At 63.9% G+C, this 20558-nt stretch carries 20 protein-coding genes; 7 read left to right on the top strand and 13 right to left on the bottom strand.

The annotated features are described in order from the left end of the window. Window positions 1-16 precede the first annotated feature (16 nt). The 5 genes from CIT26_RS13930 (at window position 17) to purU (ending at window position 4538) form a co-directional block, all read left to right on the top strand. Window positions 17-1198: an aldose 1-epimerase family protein gene (locus tag CIT26_RS13930; protein ID WP_095493125.1), complete on the top strand. Its 1182-nt coding sequence runs from the start codon at window positions 17-19 to the stop codon at window positions 1196-1198. 91 nt (window positions 1199-1289) lie between these two features. Continuing rightward, window positions 1290-2378 carry a fatty acid desaturase family protein gene (locus CIT26_RS13925; protein ID WP_095493124.1) on the top strand — a complete coding sequence of 363 codons (1089 nt, stop codon included), beginning with the start codon at window positions 1290-1292 and terminating at the stop codon, window positions 2376-2378. Between the two features lie 52 nt (window positions 2379-2430). Further along, window positions 2431-2742, top strand: a complete 312-nt coding sequence (locus CIT26_RS13920) for a MocE family 2Fe-2S type ferredoxin (protein ID WP_095493123.1) — start codon at window positions 2431-2433, stop codon at window positions 2740-2742. Window positions 2743-2859: 117 nt separating this feature from the next. After that, window positions 2860-3660: a 3-methyl-2-oxobutanoate hydroxymethyltransferase gene (locus tag CIT26_RS13915; RefSeq protein WP_095493122.1), complete on the top strand. Its 801-nt coding sequence runs from the start codon at window positions 2860-2862 to the stop codon at window positions 3658-3660. Then, window positions 3657-4538 carry a formyltetrahydrofolate deformylase gene (gene purU / locus CIT26_RS13910; protein ID WP_095493121.1) on the top strand — a complete coding sequence of 294 codons (882 nt, stop codon included), beginning with the start codon at window positions 3657-3659 and terminating at the stop codon, window positions 4536-4538. Before CIT26_RS13915 ends, purU begins: the two co-directional genes overlap by 4 nt. Window positions 4539-4627: 89 nt before the next feature. Here purU and CIT26_RS13905 read toward each other — a convergent pair whose 3' ends face one another. Together CIT26_RS13905 and CIT26_RS13900 are read right to left on the bottom strand one after the other, a co-directional pair. Beyond that, a complete protein-coding gene (locus CIT26_RS13905) occupies window positions 4628-6109 on the bottom strand; it encodes an HAL/PAL/TAL family ammonia-lyase (RefSeq protein WP_095493120.1) in 1482 nt (493 codons plus the stop codon). Then, complete coding sequence (locus CIT26_RS13900) at window positions 6106-7107, bottom strand: ornithine cyclodeaminase family protein (RefSeq protein WP_095493168.1); 1002 nt, start codon at window positions 7105-7107, stop codon at window positions 6106-6108. The genes CIT26_RS13905 and CIT26_RS13900 overlap by 4 nt, the downstream gene beginning before the upstream one ends. A gap of 242 nt (window positions 7108-7349) precedes the next feature. On the opposite strand from CIT26_RS13900, the gene CIT26_RS13895 reads away from it, so the two are divergent. Then, the gene (locus CIT26_RS13895) at window positions 7350-8792 is read left to right on the top strand and encodes a DHA2 family efflux MFS transporter permease subunit (RefSeq protein ID WP_095493119.1); all 1443 of its coding nucleotides are present in this window, start codon (window positions 7350-7352) and stop codon (window positions 8790-8792) included. A 243-nt stretch (window positions 8793-9035) separates the two neighbouring features. On the opposite strand, the gene CIT26_RS13890 is transcribed toward CIT26_RS13895, so the two are convergent. From CIT26_RS13890 to CIT26_RS13840, 11 genes are all read right to left on the bottom strand, one after another. Continuing rightward, on the bottom strand, window positions 9036-9923 hold the full coding sequence (locus tag CIT26_RS13890; RefSeq protein ID WP_167391402.1) for an amidohydrolase family protein: 888 nt from the start codon (window positions 9921-9923) through the stop codon (window positions 9036-9038). Next, window positions 9923-10999 (bottom strand): VWA domain-containing protein, encoded by a 1077-nt coding sequence (locus CIT26_RS13885; RefSeq protein WP_206072763.1) that lies wholly within the window; start codon window positions 10997-10999, stop codon window positions 9923-9925. The genes CIT26_RS13890 and CIT26_RS13885 overlap by 1 nt, the downstream gene beginning before the upstream one ends. Window positions 11000-11052: 53 nt before the next feature. Then, on the bottom strand, window positions 11053-11934 hold the full coding sequence (locus CIT26_RS13880; protein ID WP_095493167.1) for an AAA family ATPase: 882 nt from the start codon (window positions 11932-11934) through the stop codon (window positions 11053-11055). Between the two features lie 9 nt (window positions 11935-11943). Beyond that, entirely contained in the window at window positions 11944-12954 is a 1011-nt protein-coding gene (locus tag CIT26_RS38290) for a xanthine dehydrogenase family protein molybdopterin-binding subunit (RefSeq protein WP_095493116.1), read from the bottom strand. A 1-nt stretch (window position 12955) separates the two neighbouring features. Further along, window positions 12956-14323 (bottom strand): xanthine dehydrogenase family protein molybdopterin-binding subunit, encoded by a 1368-nt coding sequence (locus CIT26_RS38285; RefSeq protein WP_095493115.1) that lies wholly within the window; start codon window positions 14321-14323, stop codon window positions 12956-12958. 12 nt (window positions 14324-14335) lie between these two features. Then, complete coding sequence (locus CIT26_RS13865) at window positions 14336-14818, bottom strand: (2Fe-2S)-binding protein (RefSeq protein WP_095493114.1); 483 nt, start codon at window positions 14816-14818, stop codon at window positions 14336-14338. Window positions 14819-14867: 49 nt separating this feature from the next. Next, window positions 14868-15662, bottom strand: a complete 795-nt coding sequence (locus CIT26_RS13860; RefSeq protein ID WP_095493113.1) for an FAD binding domain-containing protein — start codon at window positions 15660-15662, stop codon at window positions 14868-14870. Between the two features lie 31 nt (window positions 15663-15693). After that, complete coding sequence (locus tag CIT26_RS13855; protein ID WP_095493112.1) at window positions 15694-16137, bottom strand: SRPBCC family protein; 444 nt, start codon at window positions 16135-16137, stop codon at window positions 15694-15696. Window positions 16138-16273: 136 nt separating this feature from the next. Then, on the bottom strand, window positions 16274-17098 hold the full coding sequence (locus CIT26_RS13850) for an AraC family transcriptional regulator (RefSeq protein WP_095493111.1): 825 nt from the start codon (window positions 17096-17098) through the stop codon (window positions 16274-16276). Window positions 17099-17266: 168 nt separating this feature from the next. Next, window positions 17267-18265: an ABC transporter permease gene (locus CIT26_RS13845; protein ID WP_095493110.1), complete on the bottom strand. Its 999-nt coding sequence runs from the start codon at window positions 18263-18265 to the stop codon at window positions 17267-17269. Between the two features lie 40 nt (window positions 18266-18305). Next, window positions 18306-19046, bottom strand: coding sequence for an ATP-binding cassette domain-containing protein (locus CIT26_RS13840; protein WP_095493109.1), 741 nt, complete (start codon window positions 19044-19046; stop codon window positions 18306-18308). A gap of 426 nt (window positions 19047-19472) precedes the next feature. On the opposite strand from CIT26_RS13840, the gene CIT26_RS13835 reads away from it, so the two are divergent. Continuing rightward, on the top strand, window positions 19473-20462 hold the full coding sequence (locus CIT26_RS13835) for a sugar-binding protein (protein ID WP_095493108.1): 990 nt from the start codon (window positions 19473-19475) through the stop codon (window positions 20460-20462). The last annotated feature ends 96 nt before the right edge of the window (window positions 20463-20558 follow it).

The raw sequence follows: 20558 nt of genomic DNA, 5'->3' as shown, positions 1-20558 counted from the left end.
AGGAGCTGGCCGTCACATGGTAGAGCTTTACGGCAAGACGCTTTCGCGCCGGCAGATCTCGGAGCGGTCCGGCATGCTATCGCAATTTGCCGGCGTGCGGCTGATGACGCTTGGCGACGGCGTGGAGCGCGGCATCCGCATGCTCGAATTCCGCACCGGCTCGGGATTGCGTTTCACCGCGCTGGTCGACCGGGCGCTCGATATTGCCGACTGCGACTTCAAGGGCCAGGCCATCGGCTGGCATTCGCCGAGCGGCTTTCGTCATCCCGGCCTGCACGAGTATGAAGGCGAGGAGGGGCTGGCCTGGGCGCGGTCGTTTTCCGGCCTTCTGCTGACCTGCGGCCTCGACCATATATTGTTCATGAACGAAGTACCTGCCGACAGCTACAATTATCCGCCGAAGAAAACGGTGCGCCATTCGCTGCACGGCCGCGTCAGCACCATCCCGGCGCGGTTGGCCGGCTACGGCGAAGCGTGGGACGGCGACCGCTGCGTGCTGTGGGCCGAGGCCATCGTCCAGCAGTCGACGGTGTTCGGCGAGGATCTGCATCTGCTGCGGCGGATCGAGGCCGATGTCGGCGGCAACGAGATCCGGCTTTCGGATCGGGTCGTCAATCACGGCTTCAACCGGACGCCGCATATGTACTTTTATCACATCAATGTCAGCCATCCGGTGCTCGACGAGGGGTCTCGCTATCTGGCGCCGATCCGGGACGTGGTGTGGGCGGGGCATGCCGGTGAGCGCTACGAGGCGCAGAAGGTCGGCTATCGCACCGTGCCGGCCCCGCAATTGGGTTTCAAGGAGCAGGTCTGGCAGCACGAGCTCGGCGCCGACGCCGGTGGAGACGTGCCGGTTGCGGTGGTCAACGACCGTCTTGGCCTCGGCCTTGAAGTCGTCACGCGCAAGGATCAGTTGCCCTGCGCCTACCAATGGCAGAATTTCCAGGCAGGGCAGTATGCGCTGGGCATCGAGCCGTCGACGCATCACGTGCTCGGCAACCTGGCGGCGCGCGAGCGCGGCGAGATGATCTGGCTGGAGCATGGCGAAAGCCGCTCCTACAATGCGGTGTTCCGGGTTCTCGATGGCGCCGGCGACATCGCCGCCGCTGAAAGCCGGATCACTGACATCGCCAGGCAGCCGCAACAGGATTATCCGCAGCCGTCAGGCAATTTTCCGGCGCTCGGAGGCAGGTCGTGATGATGGCGAGGACGATGCGAAGCATCAGTTGGGAGGCTGGCTGCGGTTGGAGCGGGGAGGGCTCGCGGCCCATCAGTTTTTGGAGGTCACAATGGCTGGCACAATAAAGCGCGACTACAGCCTGGTTGGCGAAAGCACGCGCAGGGCGATCGAGACGGGACTGGCCTCGGCCGAATGGTATCATACCGATGTCCCGCGAAAGGCGATGAAGGAGTTGATGCAACGCTCGGATGGACCTGCGATCCGCGACACGATCATCTGGATCGCCGCCATCCTGGGTTCCGCTGCCGGCGGCATTTATTTCTGGGGCACCTGGTGGTGCGTGCCGTTCTTCTTCGTCTATGGCGTGCTCTACGGCTCCTCCAGCGACTCGCGCTGGCACGAATGCGGCCACGGCACCGCCTTCCGGACGCGCTGGATGAATGATGTGGTCTACCAGATCGCAAGCTTCATGCTGATGCGCAATCCGGTGACCTGGCGCTGGAGCCATGCCCGCCACCACACCGACACCATCATCGTCGGCCGCGATGCCGAGATTGCCGTGATGCGCCCGCCGGACCTGCTGCGCGCGGCGCTCGCTTTCACCGGTATTCTTGATTTTCGCTATTCGCTTCCGGCGCTGGTACGCCAAGCGTTAGGCAAGCTGGCGCCCGACGAGAAAAGCTACGTTCCCGAGATGGAACTGCACAAGGCCGTCATCGCCGCGCGCTGGCATGTCGCCATCTACATCGCCACGATTGCGCTCGCCCTCACTATGCGGTCGTGGGTGCCGTTGGTGCTGATCGGCGTGCCGCGCCTCTACGGCACCTGGCACATGGTGCTGACCGGTCTGCTGCAGCACATCGGCCTAGCCGACAATGTGGTCGACCATCGGCTCAACAGCCGGACCGTCTACATGAACCCGATCAGCCGGTTCATCTACTGGAACATGAACTACCACGTGGAGCATCACATGTTCCCGATGGTGCCCTATCATGCGCTGCCAAAGCTGCACGAATTGATCAAGCACGATTTGCCGGAGCCGAACCCGTCAATGTGGCATGCTTATCGCGAGGTCTGGCCGGTCCTGCTCAGGCAGCTCAAATACGAGGATTACTTCCTCAAGCGCGACCTGCCGCCGACGGCGCGGCCCTATCGTGGCGAGTTCCACGAAGTGAATATGTCGGCGGCGGCGGAATAGGTTTTCGCCACAGGGTGCCGGTTGCGCGGACCAGAGATTTCAGGAGACAGAGATGGCCGATTGGGTTGAGGCGTGCGCCGTGGGCGATGTCGAAGAAGAGGATGTCATCCGCTTCGACCATGGCGGCCGCACCTTCGCGATCTATCGTTCCCCGGACGACGAATTCTTCGCTACAGACGGGTTTTGCACGCATGAGAAGGCCCATCTGGCCGACGGGCTTGTCATGGACGACATCATCGAATGCCCCAAGCACAATGGCCGCTTCAACTACAAGACAGGCCAGGCCAAGGGGGCTCCCGTCTGCGTCAATTTGCAGACCTATCCGGTCAAGGTGGAAGCGGGCAAGGTGATAATCCAGATCTAGAGCATGATCCCGAAAAGTGGGAACCGGTTTTTGCTGCGCTGACCTTCGGCTCGGAAAAGATCATGCAAATTGAATCCTGACCCGCCTTCCATACACGCAACAAGGGGACCAAAATCGATGAGCCGGAAAAGACCCACGATCGCAGACCTGCGCGCCATGAAGGGTAAGCGGCAGCTGACCATGCTGCGCGTTTTGACGATGGACGAGGCCGAGGCGGCCGAACGGGCTGGGGTCGACATCGTCTCGGTGCCGCCGGAACTGGTGCTCAATCCGCAATACCGCGATGCCGCACCTAGCCTGTTCACCATGCCGGGCGACAATTTCTACGAGATCGGCACAGCCGACGATTTCGTGCGCTGGGCGTTCCGGCTTTACAAGGCGAGCGCCGACGCGGTCTATTGCAGCGCGGGCTTTGCAACCGTCAAGCGCCTGGCCGATGACAATATCCCGGTGATCGGCCATGTCGGCCTGATCCCGTCGCGCGCCACCTGGACCGGTGGCTTCAAGGCCGTCGGCAAGACCGCCGACAGCGCCATGCAGATTTTCGAGGCGGTCAGGCAGTACGAGGCCGCCGGCGCGGTCGGCGCCGAGATCGAAGTGGTGCCGGTCGAGGTGGCCAAGGCGATCTCGGAACGGACCTCGCTGATCATGCTGTCGATGGGGGCGGGCACCGGCTGCGACGCGCAATATCTGTTCGCCGACGACATCCTTGGCCAGAACCGTGGCCACATGCCTCGCCATTCCAAGGTCTACCGCAATTTCGCCGCCGAATATGACCGCCTGCAGGCGGAGCGCATCGCCGCTTTTTCCGAATATGTCGCCGACGTGAACAGCCTGGCCTATCCCGAAGACAAGCATGTGGTGCACATGGACCCGGACCAACTCGGTCTGTTCATGAAAAGGGTCGACGGCGCGTGAAACCTGACAGCAATGCTGCAACTGGCGATGTGAAGCCAGTTCATATTCTCACTCTTTCGTGTGAAGACCGGCCGGGGGTCGTTGCCGCGGTCACCACGGAGCTTGCCGCGAGCGGCGCCAACATCGCCGAAAGCAGCCAGTTCTGGGACCGGCAGAGCAATCGCTTTTTCATGCGGATCGCCTTCACCAGCCCGGCGGGCTCGACGAAGGACGATCTGGAGCGAGCCCTGAAATCGTCCGTCGACCGGTTCGGGATGAAAACCGCATTGGTCGATCAGTCGCGCTGCCCGAAGATCATCGTCATGGTCTCGAAATTCGACCATGCGCTCCTGCATCTGCTTTATCAGATCAGAGTCGGCTGGCTGAATGCACAGGTCGCCGCCGTCGTCTCCAATCATGAAGATGCCCGACGTTTCGCCGAGCTGGAGGGCATTCCCTTCCACCATTGGCCGACGACCAGGGAAAACAAGGCTGAACAGGAGCAGAAGCTGCTGGATCTCGTGCAGGAGACGGGGTCCGAGCTCGTCGTTCTGGCGCGCTACATGCAGGTCTTTTCGAAGGGACTGTCGGATCGGCTTTATGGGCGGGCGATCAACATCCACCATTCCTTCCTGCCGAGCTTCAAGGGCGCAAAGCCGTATCACCAGGCCTTTGACCGCGGCGTCAAGCTGATCGGCGCGACAGCGCATTACGTGACATCAGCCCTCGACGAAGGCCCGATCATCGAACAGGAGACCGAACGCGTCACGCATGCGATGAGCGCGGAGGATTTCGTGGCCGTCGGTCGCGATATTGAAAGCCGCGTGCTGGCGCGGGCCGTCAAGCTGCATCTTGAAGCTCGCGTCATGCTCAACGGCCACAAGACAATCGTCTTTTGACGACCGGTCGTTCGGTTCGCCCAGTTTCCAGGGAGTTTTGCGAATGACCAGCGGTTTTTTCGGCGACATCCGAAAGATCGTCTGAGGCGCTACGCCTGCCACGATCCACTGGCGAGCGCTGCGCAAATCGCCTCGGCGTCGATGCCCTGGGGCCTGTCCTCCTTGAGTGGCAGGACGAGCGCGCGCACCGCTCCATGAATCGCGGCGGTCGCCGGCGCCAGCGTCAGCCCGTTGCGCAGGTCTACGGCCTGTGCGGCGGCCATCAGCTCGAAGGCGATCAGCCGCTGCCACAGCACGATCATGTCGGCGCATTTTGAAACGGCCAGCGGAGCTTGCGTCGCATGGTCCTCGACGCCTTCCGAGACCGGCAGGAAGTCGAGCATCACCGGGTTGGCCTTGTGGCGGATGGCGGCGAGGATCGCGCTTACTGTCTTTTGCAGCGGCACGAAACCGGCCGAAGCACCGCCGACCGGCGACAGATATTTAGGCAGGCCGTTGCGGCCTGAGCCGGTGAGCTGGATGAAACGAGCGGCAGACGCGGCCGCGCATTGAGCTATGGCGAGGCCAAGCGTCTCGAAGGCAAGCGACAGCGACGGGGTGTGGAAATTGCCGGTCGACAGCACCATGGCGTCGTTGCCCAGCACCAGCGGGTTGTCGGCGGCGGCGTTGAGCTCGATCTCGACGGCTTGCCTGGCCTGATCGATTGCCTGCAGCAGTGCGCCATGGATCGACGGCATGCAGCGGATCGACAGCGGGTCCTGCAAGATGGCCGGCGCCGGCGTCTCGTCGCGTGCCAGAAGGTCGCGCAAGCCTTTTGCCGCCTGCTGCTGGCCAGCGGCCGGTCGCGCCGCCTGCAAGCGCGGATCGAGGATCGTCTGGTTGGCGCCGATGCCTTCCATGGTCAGCGCGCCGGCCTGCTGTTGTTGTGCGAAGGCGGACTGTGCGTCGGCCACCGTCAGCGCGCCGCTGCCGGCGGACACAGCCGAGGCGCTTATCAGCGACAGCCCGTCCTTGGGAGCGAGGCTGACGGGGGCGAGGCGCGCCATTGCCAGCGCTTTGGCGGCCGGCATGCGCCGGCCCTGAAAGTCGGATTCGCCGTCGCCGGTCAGCATGCGGCCGAGCGTTGCCATCAGCACCAGGTCGCTGTCGCCGATCGAGCCCAGCGACGGCATCACCGGATGCACGCCGGCATTGAGCGCGTCGGTGAGCGCGACGAAAACCTCTGATGAAATGCCCGAACCGCCGGCCGAAAACATCGCCACGCGGGCAAGCATCGTCGCGCGCACGATGTCTTGCGGCAGCACGTCACCCACGGCGCCGCTGCGGCCGTCCAGCAACTGGCGCTGGAAGGCGCTGGCGTCGCCGCTGACCGACGTGCCGAGATTGGCGCCAAGTCCGGTGTTGACCCCATAGATTGGCTGACCTGAAGCGGCGGCGCGGTCGAGCACTTTTCGCGCCCTGTCCAGCCTCTCCATGACCGCGGGGGCTACTTCCACCTTGCGTCCGTCGCGGGCAACCGCCGCGACATCCTCGACGCGAATGCCGGCCCCGGTGAGGACGAGCGCACTCATGCGAAGCGCAGCCGCTGGCCGATGCCTTGGGCCCGCGCCTTGGCCAGCATCGCCTTGCCCAGCGCGATATCGGACAGCGACAGGCCGCGATGCCAGAACAGGATCGTCTCGTCGTCGCTCTGGCGCCCTGGCCTTAGACCGGCGGCGATCTGGCCAAGTTCGGCGTGCAGCGTCTGTTCGCTCAGGCGTCCCGTCTCGACATGGGCGCGCAGCGAGCCGAATTTCCCGCCCTTGCACTGCCCCCAGTCGTCGACGACGATCTTTTGCATGATGTCGGTCAACGACAACTCCACCGCGCTCATCGTCCCGTACGGCATCACCAGCGCGCCGGGCCTGATCCATTCGGTCTTCAGCAGCGGCTGCGGTTCCGGCAGCCGCGAGGCCTCGACGATGATGTCGGCGCCCTCGACGCAAGCGCGCCAGTCGGTGACCGCCGTGACCTTCTTGCCGAGATCGGCGGACAGCTTGGCGGCAAAGCCGTCGCGGCTTTCCGGCCGGCGCGAATGCACGCGGATCTCGTCAAAGTCGAAAAGGTAGTCGAGCAGGCGCACGTTCCAGTAGGCGGTGCCGCGCGCACCGATATGGCCGAGAACCTTCGACGTCTTTTTCGCCAGATGTTTCGCGCCGATGGCGGTGACGGCGCCGGTGCGCATGTCGGTGATCACGGTGGCGTCGAGTATGGCGCGCGGCGTGCCGGTGCGCGGATCGAACAGGTTGAGGATGCCGAATTCCGATGGCAGGCCGTGCAGGTAATTGTCGACATAGTCACCGACAATCTTGACGCCGGCCGTATCGAGCGGCGCAACGTAGCCGCGCAGGACATTGAAATGGCCGTTGAAGGACGGGTCCGGCTCGAGATGGACGCGCGGCTCGATCACCGTCTGGCCTTTGCCCTGCGCAATCAGACCGGCCTCGACCGCTTCGATGATTTCGGCATCGGTCACATCAAGCGCTTCGATGTCGAGGGCGTTGAGATAATCGATGTAGATGGGCTTCATGCGCAGATTGGTCCTGATGAAGAGGGCGTTCCTAGTCAGAAGAGCCGAAACGAAATCGCGAAGCATCAAAGTTCGATGGCGAGGTTCAGTCATCGCATAACAGGTCGCGATACGACACGAAAGTTTGTTGGTCCATATCTGGACGGCGCCGCTCAATTGCTGTTCAAACCGGTGCGTCATCGATTTGCCGGACAATTGCCTGGTTCCCAGTGGCGCGGGAAAACTTTCATACAGTTTTGCGCATGACCGCCATTCCCGAAAACAAAGCCTTGGTCGAGACCGCGACGACGGCGCGGCAGGCGCGGCGCGTGGCGCTGATCGTCGCCGTCGCCTTCTTCATGCAGCTTCTGGATTCGACGATCATCTCGACATCGCTGCCGCAGATGGGAGAATCCTTCGGCGTGCCGGCGGTGGCGATGAGCATCGGCATCACCGTCTACATGCTGACCATGGCGGTGTTCGTGCCGCTGTCGGGCTGGCTCGCCGACCGCTTCGGCGCGCGTAACATCTTCCTCGTGGCGATCGCCCTGTTCACGCTGGCCTCGATCGCCTGCGGCATCTCGCAGAACCTGACCCAGTTCGTCGCGGCGCGTGCCGTGCAGGGCCTGGGTAGCGCGCTGATGACGCCGGTCGGCCGCATCCTGGTGCTGCGCAACGCCTCAAAGTCTGAGCTTCTCAACGCCACCGCGCTGATCACCTGGCCGGCGCTGTTCGCGCCGGTGATCGGGCCGGTGCTAGGCGGCTTCATCACCACCTATCTCTCCTGGGACTGGAATTTCTTCATCAATATTCCGCTCGGCGTGGCCGGCCTGGCACTGGTCGCCCGCTTCATTCCCGGCTCCCGCGATTCCGAAACCAGGCCGCTCGACTGGCCGGGCTTCCTTCTGACCTCGGTCGGGCTTGCTTGCCTGCTCTACGGCCTCGAGCGCATCGCGCATCCAGAAGACGGCGCCTTGCCGACCGTGGCACTGCTTACCGCCGGCATCTTGGTCGGCTGGCTGGCCGTGCGGCATCTGGCGCGCGCCAAAAATCCGCTGCTCGACCTCACGGCATTCAAGGTACAGACTTTCGCCATCTCCACGCTGTCGGCCGGCACCATTTTCCGGGTCGCCATAAACGCCACGCCGTTCCTGCTGCCGCTGCTGTTTCAGGTCGGCTTCGGCCTGAGACCCGTCGATGCCGGCATGCTGATCCTCGCCTATTTCCTCGGCAATCTCGGCATGAAGACGGTGACGACACCGATGCTGAGGCGCTTCGGTTTCCGGTCGGTGCTGATCGTCAACGGCGTGATCGCATCGCTGTCGATCATGGCCTGCGCGGCGATATCGCCGCAGACCCCGCAAGCGCTGGTGGTGGCGCTGATGCTGATTGCCGGACTGACGCGTTCGATGCAGTTCACCGCGCTCAACACGCTGGCCTTCGCCGATATCGTTTCGGCGCAGCGCAGCTCGGCGGCGACGGTGTCCAGCATGCTGCAGCAAGTGGCGATGCTGTTCGGCGTCGCGGTCGCGGCGGCGCTGCTCAACCTGTCGCAGATCGCGAGGGGCGGCACGGCGCTCGACCTCGTCGACTTCCGCCTTGCCTTCCTGGCGATCGGCGCAATCGGGCTCGCGGCCTCGTTCCGCTTCCTGGCGCTGCCGCCGGCCGCGGGCGCCGAGGTTTCGGGCCATCTGCCGCGGAACTGATACCGAAAATCTGCGGCAGTTGTCCGGGGGTGGGGAGCTTTTCCTTCTCCGCTTGTGGGAGAAGGTGGATCGGCGCGTAGCGCCGAGACGGATGAGGGGTGTTGGAAGAAATGCGGCGCGCAAATATCGAGGAATTTAAAGTGCTTACGTCTTCGAGGTAGCGATCCTTCCAGCACCCCTCATCCGACCGAGCTTCGCTCGGCCACCTTCTCCCACAAGGGGAGAAGGAAAGGGCACTGCTCGCTACACCGGCCGATATACCTTCTCCGCAGTGTTCCAAAAGATATCCGCCTCTGCCGCCGCACCATGCTTGGCCGCCGCCTCCCGGTGCGCTTTGATCAACTCGGCATGGCTGGTCCACAGTTTCTCGATCGGGAAGTTCGAGCCGAACATCAGCCGGTCGCTGCCGAGGATGTCGATGGCGTTGTCGACGATGTAGGCGATCAGCGCCGGGTCGTTGCGGTGGACGAAGGTGCCGAGGCCGGACAGCTTGGCATAGAGGTTGGGCGCCTCTGATAGGGTGCGCAGTCCCGCCTTCCAGGCCTCCGTGGTTTCCTCCGACATGTCGGTCAGCATGCCGGTATGGGTGAGGATGAAATTGGTCTCAGGATTCTCGCCGACAAGCGTCAGCCCGTCCTTCATCTGGGCCGGGAAAAGCTGCAGGTCGAAGGACAGGCGATAGTTCTTCAGCCGCGCGACATTGGCCCGCACCTTCGGGTCGATGACCTGATCGGCGGACGCGGCAAAGCGGAAGGCCGGCATTTCGTGCCAGTGCAGCTGCATGCGCACGCCGCGCAGCAGGGGGTACTTGATCAGCCGGTCGATCTGGGGCCTGATATCGTCCACCGTCATGTCGGCATAACCGACGATGGCGTGCGGCCAGCCGGTCTCGCCTGATGTCGTCTGCAGGAAGGCGACCTCGGTCTCGAAATCCTCCTTGGCCCAGTTGGTCTGGACATAGACCGCCTTCTCGACGCCAGAGCCTTGCTGGTCGGCAAGGAATTCCTCGATCGGATAGTCGCGGCGGATCGGCTCGTAGGGCCCAAAGATGCGCGGCACCATCGGCCCGCGCAACCAGGGCTGATCCTGCTGGCGCCAGATGTGGAAATGCGCGTCGATCGCCTTTTGCATCATGAAACCCTCCTCCAGATGGCTGCAGCCGCCGGGGCAGTGCGGGCGAGCGACAGGATGAAATCGGTAAGGCCCGAGATCGACGAGCCATCGACGAGGTCGTCGAGCACCGGCAGGATGGCGCGAAGTGCTGCCGTCGCCGGCTGGAAACGCGGATCGCCGGCCAGCGGCGTCGCCAGCGAAAGCCGAAAGGCACGGGCACTCAGCCGGCGTATCGCCATTTCCAGCTCGGCATGATCGCAGCGCTCCAGCGCGTCCGACAGGATGACGACCGCCGCCCCGCGCGCGAAGGCGGAAAAGCGCGGCACCGACAGGAAGGCGAGCAGCGTCGGCCCCATTCGGGTGCCGCCATCCCAGTCGTCGACCAGTGCTGCCACGCGGGCCAGCGCCTGATCGCGGTCGCGAATACGCAGCGCCGCGGTGATGCGGGTCAGCCGCGTGCCGAAGGTGAAAATTTCGGCCCGGTCCGCGCCTTGCACCGCCGCATGCGCCAGTTTGAGGTAGTCCGACGTGTGCAGCTTCATCGAGCCTGACACGTCGATCAGCAGCAAAAGCTTGCGCGGCACGGTCTGCCTGCGGCGCAGCAGCGGCGACGGCACATCGCCATCGGCGCTGACGATTTCCCTGAGCGAACGGCGCAGATCGAGCTTGCCGCGCGTGTGCGTTCGCACGGTGCGGAAGGAGCGGCGGGCGGGCAAGGCGGCAGCGAGCTTGCGGCGGAAGGCGGCAAGCCCGTCGCCGTCGCGCCGGAAGTCGCGGACGCCCAACTGTTCGGCGCCGGACGATAGCTCGCCGCCTTCCTCCTGACTCGCCACATCGATCTCTTCTTGGCTGGTGCCGCCATCGTCCTTGATGCGGGTTTCCTCGTCGGCCTCGCCCTCGACGAGGGCAGCCGTGTTGCCGTAGAAATGGCTTTGGAAATGCGCCTCGAATTCGTCGCGGCGGTCGGGCGGCGGCGCCAGCGTGGCAAGGGCCGCTTCGTGGATATCGGCCATCGAGCGGGGCCCGAGCAGCGTCACCGCCTGCATAAAGCCTGACACCTGCTCGGGCGCCACCGGAAAGCCATAGCGGCGCAGCAGCCGGCCAAAGCCGAGCAAGGGCGCAGCCGCGCGAGGTAAGGCGGCGGCGCTCACGCCAGTGCCTCCTCGACGATCCGGCCAAGCTCGGGGGCGATGTAGGACAGGTCCTCCTCGTCCTTGATCAGCACGCCAATGGCGCGGCGGAACGCTTCCGGCCACGGGCTGCCGCCTTTTTCAAGGATCGTCGCGGCGTTCGCCCATTCGACCGCTTCGGCAATGCCCGGGGGCTTGGCCAGCGGGCGGGAGCGGATATCGTGCACGGCAGCAGCCACCGCTCGCGCTGTGGCCTTAGCGACATCACCGGCGCGCAGCATGATGATCGCGGCCTCACGTTCGGCGTCGGGATAGGTGATCCAGTGGTAGACGCAGCGCCGCCGCAATGCCTCGGCCAGTTCGCGGGTGCGGTTCGAGGTCAGGATGACGATCGGCTGCGATTTGGTGCGAATAGTGCCGCGCTCGGGAATGCTGATCTGGAAATCGGACAGGAATTCTAGGAGCAGCGCTTCGAACTCATGATCCGAACGGTCGATCTCGTCGACCAGCAGCACGCGCTTTTCCGGCGCCTTCAGCACCTGCAGCAGCGGCCGCGCAATCAGGAAACGGTCGTCATAGATGTCGACCTCATGCTCGCCGGCATGGCGGATGGCGAGCAACTGGCGCTGGTAGTTCCATTCGTAGAGCGCGTGTGCTGCGTCGATGCCTTCATAGCATTGCAGCCGCACCAGGTCGCGCCCGAGCACTTCGGCGATTGCTTTTGCGGCCTCCGTCTTGCCGACGCCCGGCGCGCCTTCGAGCAGCAGCGGCTTGCCTAGCCTGATCGCCAGGAAGATGGCGGTGGCCAGGCTTTCATCGGCCAAATAATGCGAGGCGGCGAGGCGGGATGCCACCGCCTCAGGCGAGGTCGCGACAGTCTCGGCGCTTCTCTTGGGCATTTCCAGCACTCAGTTCGGCGCGCCGGCTTGCGCCTTCAGTGCCCGCAGGATGCGCTCCGGCGTGATCGGCAGCGTGTCGATGCGCACGCCGACTGCATCGAAGACGGCATTGGCGACCGCGGGGATCTGCGGGTTGGCGCACATTTCGCCCGGTCCCTTGGCGCCGTACGGGCCGTCGGCCGATGGCCGTTCCAGCACGATGATCTCGGTTTGCGCAAGATCGCCCGGGCCCGGCATCAGGTACTGGTTGAAATCGGTGCCGCCATGGTCGCGGTTGGGGTAATAGGGTTCGGTCGTCTCATAGAGCGCATGGCTGATGCCCATCCATGAGCCGCCGACCAGCTGCTGCTCAACCATTTTCGGGTTCAGCGCGCGGCCGATCTCGAAGACGTTCTTGACCGTCAGCACCGTCACCTCGCCGGTTTCGTCGTCGACCTCGACTTCGGCCACCGTGCAGGCGTGGGCATAGCAGGTCGACGGCTTCATCGCGCCGGTCTCCTTCTCCGGATAGGAGCGCGGGATGAGGAACATGCCGCGGCCGGAAATCGAGCGGCCGCGCTTGAAATGCGCCGACAGCGCGACATCGAAGATCGAGATCGATCTTTGCGGCGCGCCCTTGACCAGGATGTTGCCCTGGCCGTCGGTCTCGAGGTCCGATGCATTCACTTCCAACTCCTCGGCCGCCACTTCCAGCATCACCTGGCGGGCTTCCCTGGCCGCCTGGATGACGGCGTTGCCGGCGCGGTGCGTGCCGCGCGAGGCGAAGGTGCCCATGCAGTGCGGGCCGGTGTCGGTGTCGGCGGTGTCGACGACGACGCGGTCGGTCGGCACGCCGATCGTCTCGGCGCAGATCTGCGCCATGATCTGCTTCATGCCCTGGCCGAGATCGACTGATGACAGCGTCACCATGAAATTGCCGGTCGGCGTCGAGTGGACCAGGGCCTGGGTCGGGTCGCCGCCGAGATTCATGCCGGTCGGATAGTTGATTGCGGCCACGCCGCGTCCGCGCCTGATCGCCATCTCAAGCTCCCTTCGCGTAGGAGGACATGGCCATGAACTTCTCCGCAACCGGCCAGTTGGCGGCGCGCGAAGCTTCCTGCATGCACTCGATCAGAGCCGCGCCTTCGGTCGGCTGGCGGTGTGCCTTCATGTCGCCGTCGCGGTAGGCGTTGATGAAGCGGAATTCGAGCGGGTCCATGCCGATCAGCCGGGCGAGCTTGTCCATCTGCACTTCAAGCGCGAAATCGCCGATGGTGACGCCGAAGCCGCGCATGGCGGAGGAAGGGGTGCGGTTGGTGTAGACGCAGTAGGTGTCGATCCAGACATTCGGGATCGTGTAGGGGCCGGGATAGTGGCCGGCGCCCTTCTGCGCGCCATAGGGCGAATGGCGCGAATAGGCGCCGGCATCGGTGTAGCCGGTGACTTTTCTGGCGACGATGCGGCCATCCTTCATGACGCCGTCCTTGATGACGACTTTTTCGGCGGCGCGCGGCGAGGAAATCTGCATCTCCTCCGCGCGGCTGTAGATGAAGGAGACCGGACGACCGGTCAGTTTGGCGCCGAGGATGGCGATCGGCTCGACAATGACGTCGACCTTGCCGCCAAAACCGCCGCCGACAGTGCCGCCGACGAAATGCAGCTTGTTGCCGGGCATCTGCAGGATGATCGAGGCGTTGTCGAGGGTGAAGAACATCGCCTGCGTGTTGGTGTAGCAGGTGAAGCGGTCATTGCCCTCTGGCGCGACGATGCAGCCGGTCGTCTCGGTCGGTGCGTGTTCGATCGGCGACGACTGGTAGGTCTGTTCGAGGATGTGATCGGCGCCGGCGAAACCGGCCTCGACATCGCCGAAGCGCACCTTGCGGCATTCACCGCTGTCATAGAGATAGTAGTTCTGGCCGTGATATTCGTTGACTATCGGCGCGCCGGGCTTCAGCGCTTCCTCCATGTCGAAGACCGCCGGCAGCACCTCGTAATCGACTTTGACCTTGGCCGCCGCCTCCTGCGCGGCACGCTCGGTCTCGGCCAGCACCGCCACCACCGCCTCGCCCTTCCAGCGCACCTTGCCGTCGGCCAGCACCGTCTCGTCCTCCGGGCCGATCTGGATCAGGATCAGGATGGTGTAGACATTGTGCGGTACGTCCTTGGCGGTCAGCACCTTGACGACGCCCGGATATTTTTCCGCCTCTGATATGTCGATGCTGCTGATGCGGGCGTGATGATGCGGGCTGCGCACCATCTTCAGATGCAGCATGCCTGGAAAATTGCGGTCGGCGAAATAGGCGGTCTTGCCGGTGACGTGACCGGGCGAATCGGAGCGCGGCCGGGGCTGGCCGATCTCGTGCAGATCGTCCTTGCGCTGGTCGGCGAAATAGTCCTTGCGGAGTTCCATCTTTTGACTCCCTCAAGCCGCGTTCTGCGAATTGGATCGTGCCGCGGTCAGCACCGCCTGGATGATCGGCTCGTAGCCGGTGCAGCGGCAGATGTTGCCCGACAGCGCCTCGACGACCTCGTCGCGGCTGGGGTTCGGCGTCTGGTCGAGCAGCACCTTGGCGGCCATGATCATGCCCGGCGTGCAGAAGCCGCATTGGGTGGCGAAAGCGTCGAGAAAGGCGCGCTGCAATGGATGCAGAACGCCGCCTTTCGATAGCCCCGATGTCGTGGTGATGGCGGCGCCGTTGCAAGTCTCGGCCAGCGTCAGGCAGGAGAGCCGAAGCTCGCCGTCGATGATGACCGAGCAGGCGCCGCATGTGCCTTGATGGCAGCCGCCCTTCGGCGAGGTGTCGCCGATCTTATCGCGCAGCGCATGAAGCAGCGTCGTGCCGCTGTCGATGAATTCGGCCTTTTCCGCGCCGTTGAGCGTGAATTGAACCGGGACCTTGGCCATCTTTTTACTCCTTGCGCCGCAGCCAGGCGGACATGCGCGCCATTGGCTTTCAGGCGAGCAAAAGCCGGCCGAGATGGACCGGCAGGACTTCGTTGCGATACCAGGCACTGGCGATCGGATCGGTAATCGGCGCGGAGCCATCGCCAGCAGCGGCCAGCGCCGGCGCGATGCCGCTGCTGGTGAGTTTCCTGCCGAGCAGCGCCTTTTCTGCCGCCTTGGCGCGCATCGGCCGGTCGGCCATGCAGCCAAGCCCGATCCGCGCCGAAGACACGGTGCCGTCCGGTGCCTGTTCCAGCATGGCGGCGATGCTCAGCACCGAGACGCCTTTCGGCTTGACCCGCGACACTTTCAGGAAGCGAAAGCCGCCGTCCACTTGAAGGGTGAAGCCGACCGCAGTGACGATGGCGTGGTTGCTTTCACGTTCTGCCAGGAAGGTCTCGATCGGCATCTCGCCGCCATCGATGCTGACGGTTGCATCCAGCGCCAGCAGCGCCACGGTGAAATCGCCATAGGGCGCCGGGGCGAAGAGATTGCCGCCGACCGTCGCCATGTTGCGGATCGCCGGGCCGCCGACGGCGCGCGCCGCGTGGGCAAGCGGAGCGAGATCCGGGTGACGGGCGATCGCTGCCATGGTCACCGAAGCGCCGATCCGGACATCGCTGCCGGAAACAGTGATGGCCGACAGCGAAGGCTCGGTCGCCCTGATGAGGCTGGAGACCGAGACATCGCCTTCGTTGGCGGCGCGCAGGACCAGCGTGCCGCCGCCGAGATAGCGGGTGCCGGCGGATTTCAGCGCCGCATTGGCGTCCTTCACCGTCGAGAAAGTCTGCAGTGCAAGCGCCATGGAATTCTCCTGTTTGTCAGCCCAATTCAGCTCAACCTTGGCCGGCGAAATGGGTCTTCAGGGCGTTGAAGCCGCCCTGGAAGACGTTGGCGCCCATGCCTTCGGCCAGTTTGTCGGCTTCCTCGGGAGCAGCGTCGAAGCTGGCGGTCCATTCGGCATAGGTGCGGTCGCCATCGGTCACCCGGCGCAGCTGCAGCGTCGCCTTGTGGTTGGTGAGCGGCTGCGGCGTCTCCAGGATGGAGTAGCTGACGAGGAAATTGTCGTCGGAGAAGTCGAGCAGCTTTTCGCGGATGCGGGCGCCGCTGGCGAGCTCGAAATTGCGCACGCAGCCGATCGTGCCGGCATCCTTCCCGTCCTCGATATGGCTCTTGACCATGCGCGGATGCCAGCTCGGCAGACCGTTGAAGTCGCGTATGCGCGCCCAGACCTTTTCGATCGGTGCGTCGATGACGCTGGAGATGGTGACTTTCGCCATATGATCGTTCCCTTGCAAATATCTGTGTCGCTAGGGTAGGGCGGCGAGCCCGGCGGCGCTTATCAATGCGTCTTGAACGCCTATCAATAAGTCTGAAAAAACGGGCAGTCTAAAAAACGGACAGTCTGAATATGGCTCAAGAAATCCGCGCCGCCTCGCGATAGAGTGTCGGCGGAACGCCGACATGGTCGCGGAAGAACCGCGAGAAATTGCCTTGCGTGGTGAAGCCGAGATTGCAGGCGACCGAGATCAGTGGCTCCTGCGACCATTGCAACTGCCGCACCGCTTCCTCCATGCGCAGCGTGTTCCAGTAGACGTTGGGCGTCAGATTGGTCTGCTCCTTGAACAGTGCGAAGAAATGCGGCCGCGACAGGCCGACGCTGCGCGCCACATCATCGAAGCAGATGCGTTCGCAGACATTGGCCTTCATCAGCTGGATCGCCTTGCGGACGCGGAAATCCTGCATGGTGTGGACGCGGGCGCGTGCCACTTGCGGTGCCGAGGCGTCGGCGGCGTCGAGCATGCTGTCGATGAAGCGCTCGATCTCGTAATTGGCGATGTCGTCGATGCTCTCATTGTCGCTGAGATGGTCGAGAAGGTTGGCTGCCGCCTTGTGCAGCCAGGGCTCCAATGTGATCGCCGGTGCTGAAAACAGCGGCGCGGCGGACGGCAGGTCGCGGCGCCGGCGCGCCCAGTCCGGATCGATGTAGAAGGCGAGGAACAGGCCGGGCCGGCCGTCGCGGGACAAAGCGTGGCTGTGCGGCTGGAAGGAATTGATGCCGGCGGCGGTGCCGGGTCCAAGCCGCACCGTCTCGCGGCCGATGGTCATCTCGCCGGCCGTGCCTTCCAGCCAGATGATGATATGCGCCTCGACATGGGCATGGGTGACGAAGTCGCTGGCGACGTTGAGGACAGAAACATGTCCGAACCGGCCCCAGTAGAGCCTGATCGCTTCCGTCATGGGTATATCCTCCCGCAGGCGACTGGCCTCCCTTCGCCTGCAATGGGATAGTGCGGCTCAGTCCGGGCCTGCGTCAAGGCACATGCGCGCGCCTGGCGCCCGCCATGGACCGTGCCGGCCGATTTTCAGACTGAGCGATAGCACACGGCGCGAATAGCGACCTGCGGCCTATTCGTTGCGCCTGAAATTGCGGAGCCGGTCGAACAGGACGGCCAGCAGAATGGCGCCGCCGATGAACACCCCTTGCCAGAAGGCGTTGATGCCGAGCAGGCCGAGGCTGTTGCGGATCACTTCGATCAGCGCCGCGCCGACGACGGCGCCAAAGGCCGTGCCCATGCCGCCGGCCAGGTTGGCGCCGCCGATGACGGTGGCGGCGATGACCTGGAGCTCCATGCCGTTGCCGAGATTGGTGGTGACGGCGCCAAGCCAGCCGGTCTGGATGATGCCGGCAAGGCCCGCCGCCAGCGCCGAGATCATGTAGACCGCGACCTTGATCTGGCGCACCGGAACGCCGGTCAGCGTCGCCGCATGCTCGTTGCCGCCGATGGCGAAGATGTGCCGGCCGAATTTCGTCCAGCGCAGGACGAAGCCGGTGATCAGCGCCAGCAGGATGGTGTAGAGCACCGGATTGGCGATACCGAACACCCAGGCGCCGCCGCCCAGCGCCAGAAGCTTGTCGTGGTCGGGCCCGAACTGGAAGACGACGGTGTTGTTGGAGGCGACCATGGCCAGGCTGCGCGCGATCGATAGCATGCCGAGCGTCACCACGAACGGCGGAAAGCCGAGATAGGCGATCAGGATGCCGTTGAAGGCGCCGATGATCAGCGCTGTCGCGATCGCAGCGGCAATGCCGACCTCGATGCCGTAGCCGGCATGCATGGTCACGGCCAGCACCATCGAACACAGGCAAAGCACCGAGCCGACCGAAAGGTCGATGCCGCCGGTAATGATGACGAAGGTCATGCCGAGCGCGACGATGGCGACGAAGGTGACGTTGCGGGTGATATTGTAGAGGTTCTTCGACGTGGCGAAGGAATCGGTTGCCACGGACAAGAACAGGCAGGCGAGAATGACGGCGATCACCACCCAGAAGGTCTGGCTGGCAAACACCCTGGTCAGCAAAGTGTGCTGTTTTTGCGCGATCGTCTGGTCAAGAGTTACTGCCATCGTCGACCTTTATCTGCTTGCGTGGTGAAACCGGCTGGCATCAAACCTGTTCGATGGCGCCGGTGATGAGCCCGGTTACTTCCTCGGGCGAACTCGACGCGATCGTCTTGTCGGCGACCTTGCGGCCGCGTCGCATGACGATGACGCGATCGGCAACGTCAAAAACGTCGGGCATGCGGTGACTGATCAGCACGACCGCTATGCCCTGGTCGCGCAGATGGCGGATCAGGTTCAGCACCTCGGCGACCTGCCGGACCGAGATCGCCGCCGTCGGCTCGTCCATCAGCACGATCTTGGCTTGCGAAAGCATGGTGCGGGCGATCGCCACCGCTTGCCGCTGGCCGCCCGACATCTGCTTGACCAGATCGCGCGGGCGGGTTTCGGATTTCAGCACGGCAAAGATCTGGCCGGCACGCTTGTACATCGAGGCATAGTCGAGGATACGAAACGGCCCGACGCCGCGGCGCAGCTCGCGGCCGAGATAGACGTTGGCGGCGGCCGTCAGATTGTTGCACAGCGCCAGATCCTGGTGGACGATCTCGATGCCGTGCTGGCGCGCCTCCACCGGCTTGTGCAGGATCAGCTCCTTGCCGTCCATCTGCATCGTGCCATGGCTCGGGCGGAAATTGCCGGCGATCATCTTGACCAGTGTCGACTTGCCGGCGCCGTTGTCGCCCATCAGCCCGACCACCTGTCCGGCCTCGATCGACAGTGAAACGTCGTTGACAGCCTGGATGGCGCCGAAATGTTTTGAGATGTTGGCGAGTTCGAGAACCGACACCAGACTGCTTCCTCCCCGTGCTTTACGGCCCGCGGTCCTGCCGCGGCCTTGCTCTTCCCAGCTCCTCCCGGGAACCGCGCTTTCGCCCATTTACGCACATGCCCCCTTGCCGTCAACAGCGGTTCGATTCGAAAAATCCGTTTTGTCGGACAAATAGCAATTGACGTTGGTCGCAAGCCGATATTAGCTAGGTCTCGAGGAGATTTTGCTGATCTGCTGTCCGGTTTTCCGGGCGGAGTAGGCGGAGGTTTATCGGTCGAGGATCGGCCAGCGTCCTTAACGCGCTGGTCCGCGACCGCATCTGGAAATGCTTATCGGCCCGGCTTGACGACACGAGCGCTCGCGAAACGAACCTCTGTCATCGCGCATCCGGGCTGGTCTGTGTGGCGGGCATGCCGTGTCCGTCTGTTTCAAGGGAGGACTGATATGAGGAAGTCACTATTGCTCGCTGCCGTCGCCGTCATGGCGTTGGGCGCCGGGCCGGCTTTGGCCAAGAAACAGCTCGTCATCGTGGTGAAGGGGCTCGACAATCCATTCTTCGAGGCCATCCACCAGGGTTGCGAGAAATGGAACAAGGAAAACGCCAGCTCGGAATATGAATGTTTCTACACCGGCCCGGCATCGACCTCTGACGAGGCCGGCGAAGCCCAGATCGTTCAGGACATGCTGAGCAAGCCGGACACGGTGGCGATGGCGATTTCGCCGTCCAACGCACCGCTGATCGCGCAGACGATCAAAAGCGCCAATCCGTCGATCCCGATCATGACGCTCGACGCCGACCTCAGCAAGGAAGATGCTGCGCTGCGCAAGACCTATCTCGGCACCGACAACTACCTGATGGGCTACAAGATCGGCGAGTACATCAAGAAGGCCAAGCCAGAGGGTGGTAAGATCTGCACCATCCAGGGCAATCCCGCGGCCGACAACATTCTGCGCCGCGCCCAGGGCATGCGTGACGCACTTACAGGCCAGAAGGACCTCCCGGCGCTCGCCGGCGAGGGCGGCTGGACCGAGGTCGCCGGCTGTCCGGTGTTCACCAATGACGACGGCGCCAAGGGCGTGCAGGCGATGACCGATATCCTCGCCGCCAATCCCGATCTCGACGCTTTCGGCATCATGGGCGGCTGGCCGCTGTTCGGCGCGCCGCAGCCCTACCGCGACCTGTTCAAGCCGATGGCCGACAAGATCGCCAAGAATGAGTTCGTCATCGGCGCTGCCGATACGATCGGCGAGGAAGTGGCGATCGCCAAGGAGGGTCTGGTGACCGCGCTGGTCGGCCAGCGGCCGTTCGAGATGGGCTACAAGGCGCCCTCGGTGATGATCGACCTGATCGAAGGCAAGCCGGTCGCCGATCCGGTCTTCACCGGTCTCGACGAGTGCACCAAGGATACGGCCGACACCTGCATCCAGAAGTAGGATCGCAGTTTTCGGGGCGTCCGATCGACGGGCGCCCCGTCACACCGGTTCACGAAAACCTGCGAGGTGAGATTGCTGGGGCGAACCGCTCCTGCT

The organism is Mesorhizobium temperatum, assembly GCF_002284575.1.
Taxonomy (GTDB): Bacteria; Pseudomonadota; Alphaproteobacteria; order Rhizobiales; family Rhizobiaceae; genus Mesorhizobium; species Mesorhizobium temperatum.
Note: the sequence above shows the minus strand (reverse complement) of the source record. Positions and strands in the feature narration are given on the sequence as shown.

Coding starts and splice junctions, on each gene's coding strand:
- CIT26_RS13930 (WP_095493125.1), top strand. CDS start 17: ATGGTAGAGCTTTACGGCAAGACGCTTTCGCGCCGGCAGATCTCGGAG.
- CIT26_RS13925 (WP_095493124.1), top strand. CDS start 1,290: ATGGCTGGCACAATAAAGCGCGACTACAGCCTGGTTGGCGAAAGCACG.
- CIT26_RS13920 (WP_095493123.1), top strand. CDS start 2,431: ATGGCCGATTGGGTTGAGGCGTGCGCCGTGGGCGATGTCGAAGAAGAG.
- CIT26_RS13915 (WP_095493122.1), top strand. CDS start 2,860: ATGAGCCGGAAAAGACCCACGATCGCAGACCTGCGCGCCATGAAGGGT.
- CIT26_RS13905 (WP_095493120.1), bottom strand. CDS start 6,109: ATGAGTGCGCTCGTCCTCACCGGGGCCGGCATTCGCGTCGAGGATGTC.
- CIT26_RS13900 (WP_095493168.1), bottom strand. CDS start 7,107: ATGAAGCCCATCTACATCGATTATCTCAACGCCCTCGACATCGAAGCG.
- CIT26_RS13895 (WP_095493119.1), top strand. CDS start 7,350: ATGACCGCCATTCCCGAAAACAAAGCCTTGGTCGAGACCGCGACGACG.
- CIT26_RS13890 (WP_167391402.1), bottom strand. CDS start 9,923: ATGCAAAAGGCGATCGACGCGCATTTCCACATCTGGCGCCAGCAGGAT.
- CIT26_RS13880 (WP_095493167.1), bottom strand. CDS start 11,934: ATGCCCAAGAGAAGCGCCGAGACTGTCGCGACCTCGCCTGAGGCGGTG.
- CIT26_RS38290 (WP_095493116.1), bottom strand. CDS start 12,954: ATGGCGATCAGGCGCGGACGCGGCGTGGCCGCAATCAACTATCCGACC.
- CIT26_RS38285 (WP_095493115.1), bottom strand. CDS start 14,323: ATGGAACTCCGCAAGGACTATTTCGCCGACCAGCGCAAGGACGATCTG.
- CIT26_RS13865 (WP_095493114.1), bottom strand. CDS start 14,818: ATGGCCAAGGTCCCGGTTCAATTCACGCTCAACGGCGCGGAAAAGGCC.
- CIT26_RS13860 (WP_095493113.1), bottom strand. CDS start 15,662: ATGGCGCTTGCACTGCAGACTTTCTCGACGGTGAAGGACGCCAATGCG.
- CIT26_RS13855 (WP_095493112.1), bottom strand. CDS start 16,137: ATGGCGAAAGTCACCATCTCCAGCGTCATCGACGCACCGATCGAAAAG.
- CIT26_RS13850 (WP_095493111.1), bottom strand. CDS start 17,098: ATGACGGAAGCGATCAGGCTCTACTGGGGCCGGTTCGGACATGTTTCT.
- CIT26_RS13845 (WP_095493110.1), bottom strand. CDS start 18,265: ATGGCAGTAACTCTTGACCAGACGATCGCGCAAAAACAGCACACTTTG.
- CIT26_RS13835 (WP_095493108.1), top strand. CDS start 19,473: ATGAGGAAGTCACTATTGCTCGCTGCCGTCGCCGTCATGGCGTTGGGC.